A 14,612-nucleotide genomic window follows, 5' to 3' on the forward strand; every position below is an offset into this window, starting at 1 on the left:
CTTGGGAGGGTGCAGAAGATCTTTCAGAGTATCCTGCTCCACCAGTTTACCCTGTTTGACAAGATTTATCGCAGCCGCCCGTTCAGGGGGCCGTTATTACGGGCAAAACTGGCGCGAGTTACGGCTTCCACTCCCACACGTTCCACCATACTCCGGGGCTGAGCGATGACAGCGAGACGTTCTCTACTCTGTCTTGATCGAACGCAATCGTCACCGGATTCTGGTACAACGGCGTTCCATACGCGGATGCCCAGAGCGCAGCATCAGCCTCGATCAGTAGTGCATCCCGCTCGGACGCGTCGATCGAAACCGAACTTGCCTCGCTGAGCAGCGAGTCCACCGTGGCGTCTGAGAAGTAGTTGAGGTTGGCGAAGCCGTCGGTGCCGAACACTGCTGGCGCTACCCCTACGCCCGGGCGCGTGCTCTGCCAGCTGAAGAGCGCTGCATCATATGCCTCTGGCGTTCCGAGAGTTTGCTGCCAATCTTCGCTCGAGCAGTCGCTCACCACGAAACCGGCCTTAGCGGCAGACTCTTTGATGAGAGCGTATTCATCCTCACGCATCGCGTCATCCGCGTCGTAGAGGATACAGACGGCTGGCTTCGAGACCTCGGCCTCGGCTAACAAGTCTTTTGCGCCCTCGATGTCTGGCTCACCGTAGTCGGCCGAGCCGTTAGCGGATCGTGCGCTGCGGTACTCCGCGTCGCCCGGGGCGAATAGGAACGAGTCCCTGGTGGTCGCACGCGGGTATGCGTCGTCGAACACCGTCGCAACGATCTCGGCACGCGGAACAGTCTTCAAAAATGCTTGCCGCACGAGCACGTCGTCAAAGACGCCGCTCTTCGACTCCGCAAACTGCAGGTCAAGATGCTCGAAGCTGTCGGTGTAGCCGTCGCGGATGGTCGCATCCATGGTGGCCAGAGCATCACGCACATCGCTGTTCATCGACGGCACCGCAATTTGCACTGCGCCCACGAGAAGAGCTTGAGCTTGAGCGAGCGGATCGCTCATGAACCGCACCCGGATCTCTTGGAACGTCGCCTCACGCATTCCGCTGTAGTTCTCATTCGCGCGAAGCGTGACGTACTGATTCGCGACGTACTCCGACACCACATACGGTCCACTTGAGACCAGAAGGCTCTTGTTCGCGGGCATGCCTTCGAAATTGAACACTGTGTTCCACGTGCGCGCGATCGCTGCGAGATCCTTCTCGTTGTTCTCGCTTATCGCAGAGAAAACGCGCTCCTTGGCCGTGATGGCATTGTCGCTCGCGAATGCCATCATGCCGACCACATGCGCGGGCTTAGCGAACGAGCCTGGGCCGAAGAACGCCGTTCGCCAGTCGGCTGTCGGCTCGTCAAAGACAAGAGTGAGAGACAGACGGTCATCGCTCATCTGGGGAAGCTCTGTAACCAGCGCAATTCCAGTGTCGTCACCGGCCGTCGAGTCGAAGAGAACACGAGGGTCAGAACGATCGATCGGAGCGCCCGTCTCGGGGTCGACCGTGCTCGCGGCATCCGCGTCGGCAGCGTTGAGGGCGCCGGATGTTGCCGCCCACTCGAGCAACAAATCAACCGCGTCGACCGCGGAGCCATCTGACCAGCGCACGCCGTCGGCGACGGTGTAGGTCACGGCAAGCGGATCGTCCGAGACCTTGACGAAGTGGCCGAAGGACTCATCGCGAACCAGCTGAGACTCGTCATTGAAGTAGGTAAAGCCAGTGCCCGTGGCGTAGGCGATAGTGGTGTTGGTTTCGCCAGCGCCGAAGGCTGTCACTGGATTGCCAGAGGTGTAGGGCTGGGTGACCGCGATCGTCAGCTCGGAGCCATCGATCGTCGGTGACGCTTGCGGCACACACCCCGCAAGGGCGATCGCTGTGGCAGCCGCGATGGCCAGGGTCGCCATGATTCTTGTGGCGCTCACTGAACCTCCTGCACACGGACTCGCAGCGCGCGGTGGCACGCTAGAAACGAGTCTAAGTCAGAAGGGCCGCTCCCCGAGGGGGAACGGCCCTTCTGACTTAATAAACTAAGCGCCTAGCTTGATGTTGGCGCCCGGAATGGCTTCAAGCAGTTCCTGCGTGTAGGGGTTCGACGAGTTCTCGAACACCTCGTCCGTTGTCGCAGCCTCAACGATGCGGCCGCCCTGCATGACACACACGTTGTCGGCTACCAAGCGAACCACCGCGAGGTCGTGAGTGATGAAGAGATACGTCAAGTCGAGCTCGGTCTGCAACTCGGTGAGCAGGTTCAGCACCTGCCCCTGAACGAGTACGTCGAGCGCGGAGACTGCCTCGTCAAGCACGAGAACTTCGGGCTTGAGAGCTAACGCCCGAGCGATAGCAACACGCTGCCGCTGACCACCGGAGAGTTCGCCGGGGTAACGGTGACGCGCTGCCTGCGGAAGCGACACCTGATCGAGCAGTTCGCTCACGCGGTTGTAGCGTTCCTTGGCCGTACCGAGCTTGTGAGCAAGCAGCGGTTCCGCGATCGTGTTGCCGACGCTATATTGCGGGTCGAGCGAACCGTAGGGGTCCTGGAAGACCGGCTGAACACGGCGACGGAACTCCAAGAGCTCCTGGCCTTTGATTCCCGCCAAGTTCTTGCCGTCGAACTCGATCGTTCCGCTCGTGAGCGATTCCAGTTGCAGAATGAGCTTGGCTACCGTGGACTTGCCCGATCCGGACTCCCCTACCAGCGCGGTAGTGGTGCCCTTCTTGACGCCAAACGAAATGTCGTTGACGGCGAGGAGCTTGTCTTTGCGGAAGCCCTGCTTGCGAATTTCGTAGACCTTGGTGATGTTGCTCACCTTGATCAAGTCTTCATCCGACCCAGCCTCGCGGCTCGCCGCACGAGCAATGAGAGTGTCGTCGAGCGACCCTTCCGCGAAGATACGCACACTGTCATCTTCGGGCTTTGCGGTCTTGATCGACTGAATTCGACGCGAGGCTAGGCTCGGAGCCGCAGCTACAAGACGCTGAGTGTAGGGATGCTGCGGGTTTTCCAGGATCGCCCGAGACGGACCCGATTCAACGACCTTGCCCTTGTACATGACCACGAGCTGTTCGGCACGTTCCGCGGCGAGGCCGAGGTCGTGAGTGATGAACAGCACCGAGGTGCCGTAGTCGCGTGTGAGCGACTGCAAGTGATCGAGGATCTGGCGCTGAACAGTGACGTCGAGTGCCGAGGTGGGCTCGTCGGCGATCAGGAGCTTCGGGCGAGCCGAGAGACCGATCCCGATGAGAACGCGCTGGCGCATTCCCCCCGAGAACTGGTGCGGGAACTGCTTGAGACGCTCGCTTGCGTCGCCGAGACCTGCTTCTTGCAGTACCTCGATGGTGCGCTGGCGTGCTTCTTTGCCCTGAGCAATACCATTCGCCTTGATCGCCTCTTCAACCTGGAAGCCAATGCTCCACACCGGGTTGAGGTTCGACATCGGGTCTTGGGGAACGTAACCAATCTGGCTACCGCGCACTTCAGCGAACTGAGCGTCTGAGAACGTGGTCAGGTCATGACCTTCGAACTCGATCGATCCGCCCGAGACCTTACCGGCGCCCGGTAGCAGACCGATCACTGCTTGCGCAGTAGTGGACTTACCCGATCCGGATTCCCCCACGATCGCAAGTGACTGGCCCTGATACAGGGTCAGATCGACCCCGCGAACGGCGGGAACGAGACCACGCTGGGTTTCGAAGCCAACTTCGAGGTTGCGAATCTTGAGCAGCGGAACTTCCTCGTTCGAGGATTCAGGCGACACAGGAACTGTTTCTGGATTGGTCATCGGCGTGCTCTCGCTTCCGGGTCAAGGGCATCGCGAACTACGTCGCCGAACATCAGGAAGGCAAGCACGGTGATCGAGAGCGCAGCCGAGGGCAACAGAAGAGTCTGCGGGTGAGTTCGAACCGTAACTTGAGCCTGGTTGATCTCGTTACCCCACGACATGACGGTGGGCGGAAGACCAATTCCGAGGAATCCGAGAGTCGCTTCGGCCACGATGAAGATACCGAGCGACACCGTAGCCACAACGATCACCGGAGCAATCGAGTTGGGGATCACGTGGCGAACCAGCGTCTTGAATCTCGAAACACCCAGGGCCGCGGAAGCTGTGACGTAATCCGAATTTCGGGCCGACAGAACAGCACCACGCATGATGCGCGCAATCTGAGGCCACGCGAACAACGAGAGCACGAGCGACACCGTAAGCGCGTCACGAACGGAGATTACCGAGAACAGAACGATTGCTCCGAGAACGGTGGGAACAGCGAAGAAGACGTCGCCGACTCGCGAAACGAAGGAGTCGAGGAATCCGCCGTAGAAGCCCGCGAGGGCTCCAATAACGCCGCCGAATAGCGTCACGATAACCGTGGTCAGCAGACCAATTGTCACTGACGCCTGGGTTCCGAAGATGATTCGCGAATAGACGTCGCAGCCCTGGCGGTTGAACCCGAGCGGGTGACCAGCCTGAGGATCTCCGTTGCTGAACTTGAGGTAGCACTCGCGGGGGTCCGCGCTAGCGAAGAGCCCCGGGAATACCGCCACGATTACGATCACGAAGATCAAACTGGCAGATACCCAGAACATCGGACGTCGACGCATGGCTTCCCACGCGTCTGTCCAGGTGCTGCGGGCTTTGCCCGATTCATCCACCTGATCGACTTCAGCGACCGGAGTCTCTGCAAGCGACGCGATGAAGTGTTCTTGGCCGGGACGAGGCCGACCAGTGTTGTTACTTGGCATAACGGATCCTTGGGTCAAGCGCGGCGTAGAGCAGGTCGACGAGCAGGTTGGCAAGCACAAAGATGATGACCATCACTGCGACGAAGGAGACCACGGTTGGTCCCTCCCCTAGCCGGATTGCTCGGTAGACGGTTCCACCGACACCGTTGATGTTGAAGATTCCCTCGGTCACAATCGCACCGACCATGAGTGAACCAATATCGACTCCCAGGTAGGTGACGACGGGAACAAGAGAGTTGCGCAGCACGTGCACCGTCACTACTCGACGGCGAGAAAGGCCCTTGGCAGTGGCAGTGCGCACGAAGTCTGCACCGAGATTGTCGGCCACGCTGGCACGAGTGAGCCGCACGATATAGGCGAATGACACTGAGGCCAGAACGATCGCCGGCAAGAGGAGTTCGCCCCAGGGAGCCGCACCACTCACGGTGGTTCTTGCCCACCCCAATTGGATGCCGAAAACGAACTGCAGCACGAAACCGACAACGAAGGTTGGCACCGAGATCAGCAGCAGGCTGACGACGAGAGCGGAAGCGTCGAAGAGCTTTCCCTTGCGCAGACCAGCGATGAGACCCACGATGATGCCGAAGAAAGCTTCGATCGCAAGGGCAAGCACAGCTAGGCGAGCAGTGATCGGGAAGGCCTGAGCCATGACATCGATCACTGGTCGGCCGGAGAACGTCGTTCCCAGGTCGCCCTGAAACAGTCCACCGATGTACAGAAGGTACTGAACGATAAAGGGCTTATCCAGGTTGTATTCGGCACGAATCGCTTCGATAACACCGGGAGCTGGCGGGTGGTCGCCGTACAACGCGGCGATCGGATCGCCGGGGACCGCGAACACCATGAAGTAGATCAAGAATGTTGCGCCAAAAAACACGGGGATCATCTGGAGGAAACGCTTGCCTGCGTACCAAAACATCAGATGGTTCCCTCGAAGGAACGGATAAGCATAAGAGTCACAATCACTGAATGAGGGTACTCAGTGTAATGCCCGGGGCCTAAAGGAGCCCCGGGCATCACACGTTGAGAGTGGAAACTGGGTAAAGCTAAGAGCTAATTAGCCCTTGGTTACCTCGTTGTACAGCGGGACAGAGTCCCAACCGAATACAACGTTGTCAACGGAGTCCGAGTAGACGCCAGTGACGTTCGAGTACCACAGCGGGATCGAAGGAAGGTCGACCAAGAGAACTTCTTGAGCTTCCTGGTACTTCGCCGTTGCTTCTTCTACCGACGACGCGCTTGCGCCCTCTGCGAGGACCTTCTCAAACTCGGGGCTCGAGTAGCCTTCCTTGTTCGAGCCAGCTCCATCTACATAGAGCGGTCCGAGGAAGTTGTACAGCGACGGGTAGTCAGCCTGCCATCCAGCACGCGTTCCACCGGTGAGCGCGTTTGCGTCACGGTCGTTGAGCGCGTCTGCGAATGTCGGGTATGCCTTGCCCACAGCTTCGATGCCGAGCGAGTTGCTGATGCTGTTAGCTACAGCGTCAACCCAGGCCTGGTGTCCACCATCAGCGTTGTATGCGATGTCGAAGACGGTGTCTCCGTACGGTGCAATTGCGTCGGCTTCTGCCCACAGCTTCTTGGCCTCATCGGGGTTGAAGTCAAGAACTTCAGCGCCAGCGAGGTTGTCGGAGTGACCAGCGATTACCGGCGAGGTGAAGTCGGTCGCGGGGGTACGAGTGCCCTGGAAGATGACATCCGTGATCTCTGCGCGGTCAATCGACATCGAGATAGCTGCACGACGCAGCTTGCCCTCTTCGCCCGACCAGTGCTCGAGGTAGTACGGCATGTTGAACGCCTGGAAGATAGCTGCAGGCTGGTTCACCGAACGACCCGGGAAGTCCGACTCGTAGGTTGCGAATGCCGAGTCGGGAACAGCGTCGAGAATATCGAGGTTGCCACCGAGAGCGTCAGCGTATGCCGCATCTTGGCTGGTGTAGAAGACGATCGTGACGCCTCCGTTGACAGCCTTGCGAACACCGTTGTAGTCAGGGTTCGCGACGAGGTCGATCTGAACGTTGTGCTGCCAGCCATCTTCAGCAACCATGTAGGGGCCGTTACCGATGGGAGCCTCGCCGAAGGCGTCGAGGTCTTCCCAAGCCGACTCTGGCAGCGGCATGAATGCCGAGTAGCCGAGACGCAGCGGGAAGTCAGCCTCAGGGTTGATCAGCGAAACGGTGAACTCGGTGTCGCTGACGACCTCGAGACCCGTGAGTTCTGAATCCTCGTCGTAGCTGAAGCCCTCGATGTTGTCGAAGAAGTATGACGAGCTCTGCGCGTTGCTGAGCAATGCGCCGTACTGCCATGCCTTCACGAAGGAGTCAGACGTGACAGCTTCACCGTCAGTGAAGGTCCAGCCATCGTTGAGGGTGACGTTCCATACCTGTCCGTCTTCGGACTCGATGGACTTCGCTACCTCGTTCTCGACGTCACCGTCAGAGGTGTACGAGACGAGTCCGGCGAAGATCGACGTGATGATCTTGCCGCCACCGGTTTCGGTGGTGTTTGTCGGAATGAGCGACTGCTGTGGCTCGCTACCGTTCGTTGTGATGATCGCGGCGCTGTCGCCTTCGGCAGGCGCCTCGCTCGCCGAGCAACCCGCGAGTGCGAGTGCTGAGGCTGACAGCAGTGCGACTGCACTGATGCCTATGCGTGATCTCTTCAATGTTTCCTCCTGTGCAGAATTGCGCTAACGGCACGGAAATTGTGGCGCCGCACCGCGCTTGATAGTTCACACCCTAAATCGGGGGGGTACCCCAATCAAAACTGTAAAGCCAAACGTTACACAGCGGTAACGCCCGTGAAGATTATGTGCAGACTTTGCAGTTATTTCGCGCACAAAGAATGTAATTCACAGAAATGGTGCGCAAACACCGCGGGACTCGCGCTCAGCATCGTGAGTTAACATCGTTGCATGTCGCATTCGAGCCCGACTTTGAGCCCCGCAGAACCCGTTCTGATCTTCGACGGAGATTGTGCTTTTTGCACGCTCTGGGTGAATCGCCTTGAGGCTCTTCTCCCCACTTTTCCCGCCACAACACCCTGGCAATGGATCGATCTCGACGACTACGCACTCAGCCAAGATGATGTCGATACAGCAGCGTGGTTCGTGACTCCTACTCGACAGTTCGCCGGCCACCTCGCATTTTCCCTGCTTCTGCGGAGCCAACCGACATTCGGATGGCGCTTCCTCGGGCACCTCATCGCAACCGAGCCGTTCAGCACTATCGCTGCGCTCGGCTACCGCTTCGTCGCGCGCTTTCGCCACCGCCTGCCCGGCGGAACACCGGCCTGCGCAACGCGCCCCGCCGCGTGAGCTCAGCACCGCCCGTTCTCGCCTCGCGAGGCAGAATCTGGAGCGAGATCTCGCTCGTTCTTGCGCTCTCGCTCGGAGCATCCGCGGTGTACTCGATCGTCTCGATCACCAATCGGCTCACCCGCACTGAGGCGCTTTCACAACAGACTGCGACTCTCAACTCCTCGCTTAGCGCTCGCCCGACGTTCGATCTGATCTATCAAGTGCTCGGCATCACGTTCGACCTAGCGCCGGTAGCGCTCGTTGCTTTTCTCCTCTGGAATGCTCAGAAACCACGGCTTTCTCGCTTGGGAATCGACTTCACTCGCCCACTTCGCGACGGAATGAGCGGCTTAGCACTCGCCATCGTGATCGGAATCCCCGGCATCGCCGTCTACCTCGGAGGGCGCGCGCTCGGCGTGACGGTCAACGTTGTTCCTGCAGCGCTCGACCAGTACTGGTGGACGGTGCCCGTGCTGCTTCTTTCTGCGCTCCGAGCCGGGATCACCGAAGAGGTAATCGTGATCGGGTACTTGTACGCCCGGCTGGGCGACCTTGGCTGGGGCCGTTGGCGAATCATTCTGTCGACCGCCGTGCTCCGCGGCACTTATCACCTGTATCAGGGCATTGGAGCCTTCATCGGCAACATAGCCATGGGGCTACTCTTCGGCTGGCTCTACACCCGTTATCGTCGCGTACTCCCCCTCGTCATTGCTCACACCCTCATCGACGCCGCCATCTTCGTGGGCTACGGCTGGGCGGCAGCTACCTTCCCTGAACTCCTCGGGTCCACCCCCAGCAAGTAACGAAATCAACGCGCAGATTGTGCGCGAATGAGCATCGTTGAGCAGCCCGCGGGAAGCAATCTCTCTTCGACCGGAACTTTGTTGCCGTCGTTGACAATGGAGAGCAAGAACTGGCTGTACTGTCGGGGTAGACAGAGGAGTCGAGATGCTGGAGATCAGGCATAGTCCCGCAACAATGCGCGCGGAACCTTCCGGAATAAACGACGTGCTGGCCGCCTCATGAGCGGCCGCGTTGTCGTCGGCTACACCGCAACGAACGCCGGCCTAGATGCCGTCGCTCTCGGAGCACGACTCGCTGTCGCATCCGGGGCGCAATTAGATATCGTGCTGATTCTGCCCGGCAGCGGCAGGAATGTGATCGATCCGTCTGATGCCGGCTATGACCGCTACCTTCTCGACACTGCCGAGAAGTGGCTTAGCGATGCCGCCGCAACAATCAGTCCGGCTATCACTAGCAACACCCACATCCGATTCGGTGAGTCTTTTGCCGAAGGGCTCATGGCGGCAGCGAAAGATCTGAAGGCGACCCACATCGTGATCGGCACGGCGGGCGGTGGCAGGCTCGGCCGTCACCGCTTGGGAACGGTAGCGACGACGCTGCTCCACTCTGCCGAGATCCCGGTCGTGCTTGCACCGGAGGGATCGCGCAACACTGATGATTCCGTCGGCATCACGCGGATCACGGCAGCGGTCGGCACGCGACCCGGCGCCGGAGCGCTGATGAACGAAGCACTCGCGCTGGTTTCGGCAACCGGGGCACGCCTGCGGTTGCTGTCGCTCATCACTGTCGATCTACCTCCCTCGGTCGACACCGGAGTTATCCGCATCACCGGGGCTGCGCACGCCGACGATGTGTTAGCCAGTGCACGAGCAGCACTACCCTCCGCTATCGCAGCCGAGGCAGTTGTCGCGCGCGGCACCAGCATCGAGGATGCGGTGCAGCATCTGGAATGGGAGCCCGGCGAAATCGCGATGGTCGGCTCTAGCCGCCTCGCCCGTCGGCGACGCCTCTTTCTCGGTTCCACCGCGGCCAAGATGCTCCACGAACTAACCGTTCCCATGATTGTCGTTCCCCGAAACTCCCTAGCGAAAGAATCTCAGTGATGAGTGCAGCAGACAATAGCGCCGCACCGGTTACCTCCGATGGCTCGGAGAACAACCGCGGCATTAGCTCCAAGGGACTATCGCAAGGAACGGTGGGGTTAATCGGCGCCGTTGTCATTGGCATCTCGTGCATCGCGCCCGCCTACACCTTGACGGCAGCACTCGGCCCGACTGTTTCGGCGGTCGGGTTTCAAGTACCCGCGATCATCCTGATCGGCTTCATTCCGATGCTCTTGGTGGCCTTCGGGTATCGCGAGCTCAACAATCGCATGCCGGACTCGGGAACCTCCTTCACCTGGGCCACCCGCGCGTTCGGCCCCTGGGTGGGATGGATGGCGGGGTGGGGGCTTATCGCTGCCACCATCCTGGTCTTGTCGAATCTTGCCGGGATCGCCGTCGACTTTCTTTTCCTCCTCATCGCGCAGCTCGCCGGCAAGCCCGAAATCGCCGACCTAGCAACGAATCCATTCGTCAATGTCCTGGTCTGCCTGCTTTTCATGCTGGGCGCGACCCTCATTTCTTATCGCGATATGCAGACCACCCAGCGGCTGCAGTACTTTCTCGTCAGCTTTCAACTACTGGTTCTATTGTTTTTCGCCGGCACCGCCATCGTTGCCGTGGCAAATGGCAACGGCTTTGATCCCTCGGCACTGAGTTGGGAATGGTTCAATCCCTTCGCCGTGACATCGTTCAGCGCCGTCGCCGCGGGACTCTCGCTGTCGATCTTCATTTTCTGGGGATGGGATGTCACCCTCACGATGAATGAGGAAACGAAAGACCCCGACCGCACGCCCGGCCGGGCTGCCACGCTGACCGTCGTGCTCATCGTCACCCTTTATCTGCTCCTGGCAATTTCTCTTCTGATGTTTGCCGGAACCGGCACGGGCGAGTTCGGCCTCGGCAACCCGGACATTCAAGACAACGTGTTCTTCGCCCTCGCTGCGCCCATTCTTGGGCCGCTCGCCTTTATGGTGTCGTTGGCGGTACTCACTAGTTCAGCCTCGTCGCTGCAGTCGACCTTCGTGTCGCCTGCGCGCACCCTGCTGGCCATGGGACACTACGGCGCCCTGCCCAAGAAGTTTGCCGCCGTCAGCCCACGTTTTCTTACCCCGGGCTACGCGGTAATCGTCTCGTCAGTGGTCGCATCAACGTTCTACGCTGTCATGCGATTCATCAGTGAAAACGTGCTTTGGGACACGATCACTGCACTGGGCATGATGATCTCGTTCTACTACGGCATCACCGCCTTTGCATGCGTCTGGTACTTCCGGCACCAGTGGTTCGATTCCATTCGCAACGTATTCTTCACGCTGCTCTTCCCACTGGTGGGTGGCATGATTCTGGCCGCCCTGTTCTTCATCACCCTGATCGACAGCATGGACCCGAACTATGGCAGTGGGTCTAGCATCGGCGGGATCGGGTTGGTCTTCCTGCTCGGTCTCACGGTTATCGTTGTTGGCATTGCCGTGATGATCTGGCAGGCGGTCAAGAGTCCCCAGTTCTTCCGTGGAGAAACTTTGTCCATGGATGCTCCCCCCAGCCATCGGGGCCGCAAACGCTGACCTTTCTGAGCCCCCAAGCCCTGCGATAGCTCAGAGCGACGACACGTAGACCGCAAGGCAATTGCGGCTGCGGCGGCATCCGCAATTGCGAAACTTTGAGTATCGCCGAGCGCGAGCAGATCGTAAAGTGTCTCGTATGTCACCGAAAATCACTGTTGAGACCGTGGCCACGCAACTGGTGGCGGGACTAGATTTTGCCACCACAACAGCAACGCTGCCTGCGGATATGGCTGCCGCGATCGATGATCTCAGAGCCCACACCGCTGAAGCTCAACTCGCAACCACGGGGCCGATAATCGCCGTGTACGCCGAGGAGATGAGACCCAACCTCCCTTGGACGTGCGAAGTGTGTGTTCCCGTCGCTGAAGCATTCGTCGAGCATCCGACTCTCCGCTCGCACGAACTGCCGGGTGGTGTTGTCGCGACTGCGACTCACGCCGGCAGTTATACCGACCTCAAATCCACCTACAGCGCCATTTTCGACTGGTTTGCGGAGCACGGCCATACGTATGCCGGAGCTCCCCGTGAGATATACCTCAACAGCCCGGCAGATGTCGCCGAGGATCAGCTACTGACGCGAATCGAGTTTCCCGTCGTACTCGCCAGTTTTTAGCAGCACACTTTCCATACGCACCGCTCCCTCTGGAAGGAACGACCATGAAGTCCAATCCCTACCTCAGTTTTCGCGATAACGCCCGCGAAGCGCTTGCCTACTACCAATCCGTGTTCGGCGGAACTACGGAAATTCATACGTTCGCTGATTTTCAGGCCAACGAAACTCCGGAAGAACAAGAGTGGGTTATGCATGGGCAACTCGAGTCACCAGCAGGGCTCACGCTCATGATGGCGGACACCCCCAAGAGCATGGAATACACCCCGGGCGGATCGATCTCGATCTCGATCGGGGGCTTCCTCAGCGAAAAAGCAGCGGTTGAGAGCTACTGGGAAAAACTCTGCGACGGCGGCACTATCGACATGCCATTGGAACCGGCCGTATGGGGCGGCATCTTCGGGATGGTCACGGACCGCTACGCCGTTAACTGGATCGTCAGCATCAGTGACGACAACGAGACCCGCTGACGTCGACTGAATCGGGCCGCCCCAGCGGCTAGGTGCAGTTAGGCCGGCACGAACGCTGACTCAGCGCATCCACAAGCACCTTGCCGAGGTCTTCGGGAACCGTCGCCGAATAGGCGGCACCGCCCGTTGACTGAGCAATCTCCGTCATCGACTCCAAGTCAGTGTCAGGACCGAACCCGATCAGAATCACCGGAACCGGCTGCGTGGGATCTTCGAGCTCCTTCAAGCTCTTCAAGAGAGCGTCGAGGCTGATGCCGTCATCGTCCTCGTTGTAGCCATCAGTGATGAGCAACACCGAGTTGATCTTTGACGGGTCGTAATCTTCCTTGACGTGTTTTACCGCCGCCAGGATCGTGTCGTACAAGCCGGTGTAGCCGTAGATCTGATCAGGCAACGACGCGACGACACCGTTAATTTGCGCTACGTGAGCCGGGTCAGAGAGAGGCTCGATCGGAGAAAGCGGTTCCCAGTCTTGGGTTCCGATACGGTTCTGCGAGAACGCCCATACCCCGAGCTCGGCTTCTCCCGAGAATTTCGAGAGCGCTTCGCCCGCAGCCAGTTGGAAGACATCGATACGACGCAGCCCATTGTTGGCTGGATCGAGCATAGAACCGGAAACGTCGATCACCACGAGCAGTCGCGAACGGAGCGTCAGAACACTCCACGAACGCAGAATCTCGATCTGCACCGCAGCATCCGCTGTCGGCTTGGCCTCAGTGGCAACCTCAGGCACCCCCGTTACACGCAGGGCTCCCCCGCCATCAGCATCACGGAAACCCTCACCCGCCAGCAGCTCGACTGACGATCGCGTCGCTGCGGCGAAAGCGGTGAGGAGCTTGCTGGAGTCATCCGTCTCGGCCGAGTCGGCGGCCACGGCAGAGGATGCATCGGTGCCCGCTGCCCCAGCAGCATCCGCGTCACTTCCCGCTCCCACGATTTCGACGAAGGGGTAGGTGAGCTCGACGGTGCCGTCTGAGGGATAGAGAGCGACGACTGGCGAGGACGGCGATGCCGTGTTGTACGCCGCCACTTCGCGCTCGGTCGTGATGACCACGGTCGGTACCGCGGCGTCTGCGGCGAGCTCGAATGCTTCCTCAGTCGACTGCGGGATCGTTTTTCCGATGGCGAGCATGGCGCCGGCGAACTGGCGCGGATCCTCGGCAGAGGACACCGACTTCAGTTGCGCCAAACCGGCGAGGCTGGCCGTAGAAGCTTCGGGATCGGGCAGCAGCGTTGCTACTGTGCCGGACAGCAATGATCCCCAGGACAGTGGTTCGTCACCCAGAGTCGAAACCTGAGCTGCTGACGTCGCAAGAACGACAGGCGTGCTAGCTACGTAATCCGTGATTTCGAGCTCGGGAGCGGTGCGACCCAACGACGACGCCATCGACTCGACGCGGTCAAGCCACGCAGCCGAATCAGGAACCCACGCATCGAGATCGCCCGAAGCACCCGAGGCGAAGAGCGCAGCAGTGTCGGCCGACAGCAAGGAGCGCACTTCGGTGGACGTGCAGTTACCTTCCGCAGCGTCGAAATCTGCGGCAACCGCCGTGAGCGTGGGAGCTATCGACGGATCAGCAGCGATGACGACGGGACGGGTGTCGCTACAGCCGCCCGCAAACGGAGTCACAGCATTGGTAATCCACCCGATCGCACCGAACTGAATGCCGGCGAGAGCAAGAGAAGCAATAGACACCAGGGCGATGGGTACAAGCCACCAACGCTTCTTCCAGCGTTGCCAAAACGTCTTACGGTGGCGGTGCCGTCGTGTCGTCACTGAGGTCTCCAGTCGGTGAGAAAGCGATATGAGATCGTCGGGTCGACCACTCGCCATACACCAAACGCACACTACAACAACTGGTACGACAATATCCAGCCGCGGCCACGGAAAGTTGAGCGTTCTCACAGCGCGCCCAATAGAACACTGGTGTCCCACTTTATGGGGACACACAAACGGCGCGTGCACCGTCGAACTGGATCGACTGTGCACGCGCCGTTTTTCGCTAGAAAACTAGCGGGCTCGCACTCTGT

General features: G+C 59.6%; 12 protein-coding genes. 6 read left to right on the forward strand and 6 right to left on the reverse strand.

The genetic code is table 11. The features are described 5' to 3' along the window. Positions 1-118 precede the first annotated feature (118 nt). From I6E58_RS12185 to I6E58_RS12205, 5 genes are all read right to left on the reverse strand, one after another. Positions 119-1,921: an ABC transporter family substrate-binding protein gene (locus I6E58_RS12185; RefSeq protein WP_307842129.1), complete on the reverse strand. Its 1,803-nt coding sequence runs from the start codon at positions 1,919-1,921 to the stop codon at positions 119-121. Between the two features lie 105 nt (positions 1,922-2,026). Further along, entirely contained in the window at positions 2,027-3,778 is a 1,752-nt protein-coding gene (locus tag I6E58_RS12190) for an ABC transporter ATP-binding protein (protein ID WP_197134075.1), read from the reverse strand. Continuing rightward, complete coding sequence (locus I6E58_RS12195) at positions 3,775-4,734, reverse strand: ABC transporter permease (protein WP_129073307.1); 960 nt, start codon at positions 4,732-4,734, stop codon at positions 3,775-3,777. The genes I6E58_RS12190 and I6E58_RS12195 overlap by 4 nt, the downstream gene beginning before the upstream one ends. After that, entirely contained in the window at positions 4,724-5,653 is a 930-nt protein-coding gene (locus I6E58_RS12200; protein WP_129073306.1) for an ABC transporter permease, read from the reverse strand. The genes I6E58_RS12195 and I6E58_RS12200 overlap by 11 nt, the downstream gene beginning before the upstream one ends. A 138-nt stretch (positions 5,654-5,791) precedes the next feature. Beyond that, on the reverse strand, positions 5,792-7,399 hold the full coding sequence (locus I6E58_RS12205; protein ID WP_197134078.1) for an ABC transporter substrate-binding protein: 1,608 nt from the start codon (positions 7,397-7,399) through the stop codon (positions 5,792-5,794). 249 nt (positions 7,400-7,648) lie between these two features. On the opposite strand from I6E58_RS12205, the gene I6E58_RS12210 reads away from it, so the two are divergent. The 6 genes from I6E58_RS12210 to I6E58_RS12235 all read left to right on the forward strand — a co-directional run bounded on the left by I6E58_RS12210 (position 7,649) and on the right by I6E58_RS12235 (position 12,581). After that, a complete protein-coding gene (locus I6E58_RS12210; protein ID WP_129073304.1) occupies positions 7,649-8,050 on the forward strand; it encodes a thiol-disulfide oxidoreductase DCC family protein in 402 nt (133 codons plus the stop codon). After that, the gene (locus tag I6E58_RS12215; protein WP_197134432.1) at positions 8,047-8,835 is read left to right on the forward strand and encodes a CPBP family intramembrane glutamic endopeptidase; all 789 of its coding nucleotides are present in this window, start codon (positions 8,047-8,049) and stop codon (positions 8,833-8,835) included. The genes I6E58_RS12210 and I6E58_RS12215 overlap by 4 nt, the downstream gene beginning before the upstream one ends. A gap of 219 nt (positions 8,836-9,054) precedes the next feature. After that, positions 9,055-9,939, forward strand: coding sequence for a universal stress protein (locus I6E58_RS12220; protein WP_197134081.1), 885 nt, complete (start codon positions 9,055-9,057; stop codon positions 9,937-9,939). Beyond that, positions 9,939-11,501, forward strand: coding sequence for an APC family permease (locus I6E58_RS12225; RefSeq protein WP_197134084.1), 1,563 nt, complete (start codon positions 9,939-9,941; stop codon positions 11,499-11,501). The genes I6E58_RS12220 and I6E58_RS12225 overlap by 1 nt, the downstream gene beginning before the upstream one ends. Positions 11,502-11,637: 136 nt before the next feature. Continuing rightward, positions 11,638-12,114 (forward strand): GyrI-like domain-containing protein, encoded by a 477-nt coding sequence (locus tag I6E58_RS12230; RefSeq protein ID WP_197134086.1) that lies wholly within the window; start codon positions 11,638-11,640, stop codon positions 12,112-12,114. 44 nt (positions 12,115-12,158) lie between these two features. After that, the gene (locus tag I6E58_RS12235) at positions 12,159-12,581 is read left to right on the forward strand and encodes a VOC family protein (protein WP_129073299.1); all 423 of its coding nucleotides are present in this window, start codon (positions 12,159-12,161) and stop codon (positions 12,579-12,581) included. Between the two features lie 28 nt (positions 12,582-12,609). Here I6E58_RS12235 and I6E58_RS12240 read toward each other — a convergent pair whose 3' ends face one another. Continuing rightward, positions 12,610-14,358, reverse strand: a complete 1,749-nt coding sequence (locus I6E58_RS12240; protein WP_197134088.1) for a VWA domain-containing protein — start codon at positions 14,356-14,358, stop codon at positions 12,610-12,612. Positions 14,359-14,612: the final 254 nt, after the last annotated feature.

This window comes from Salinibacterium sp. SWN1162 (genome assembly GCF_015864675.1).
Lineage (GTDB): Bacteria > Actinomycetota > Actinomycetes > Actinomycetales > Microbacteriaceae > Rhodoglobus.

Excerpts from the sequence above, each read along its gene's own strand:
- I6E58_RS12220 (WP_197134081.1), top strand. The coding sequence starts at position 9,055 with ATGAGCGGCCGCGTTGTCGTCGGCTACACCGCAACGAACGCCGGCCTA.
- I6E58_RS12235 (WP_129073299.1), top strand. The coding sequence starts at position 12,159 with ATGAAGTCCAATCCCTACCTCAGTTTTCGCGATAACGCCCGCGAAGCG.
- I6E58_RS12210 (WP_129073304.1), top strand. The coding sequence starts at position 7,649 with ATGTCGCATTCGAGCCCGACTTTGAGCCCCGCAGAACCCGTTCTGATC.
- I6E58_RS12200 (WP_129073306.1), bottom strand. The coding sequence starts at position 5,653 with ATGTTTTGGTACGCAGGCAAGCGTTTCCTCCAGATGATCCCCGTGTTT.
- I6E58_RS12230 (WP_197134086.1), top strand. The coding sequence starts at position 11,638 with ATGTCACCGAAAATCACTGTTGAGACCGTGGCCACGCAACTGGTGGCG.
- I6E58_RS12225 (WP_197134084.1), top strand. The coding sequence starts at position 9,939 with ATGAGTGCAGCAGACAATAGCGCCGCACCGGTTACCTCCGATGGCTCG.
- I6E58_RS12190 (WP_197134075.1), bottom strand. The coding sequence starts at position 3,778 with ATGACCAATCCAGAAACAGTTCCTGTGTCGCCTGAATCCTCGAACGAG.
- I6E58_RS12195 (WP_129073307.1), bottom strand. The coding sequence starts at position 4,734 with ATGCCAAGTAACAACACTGGTCGGCCTCGTCCCGGCCAAGAACACTTC.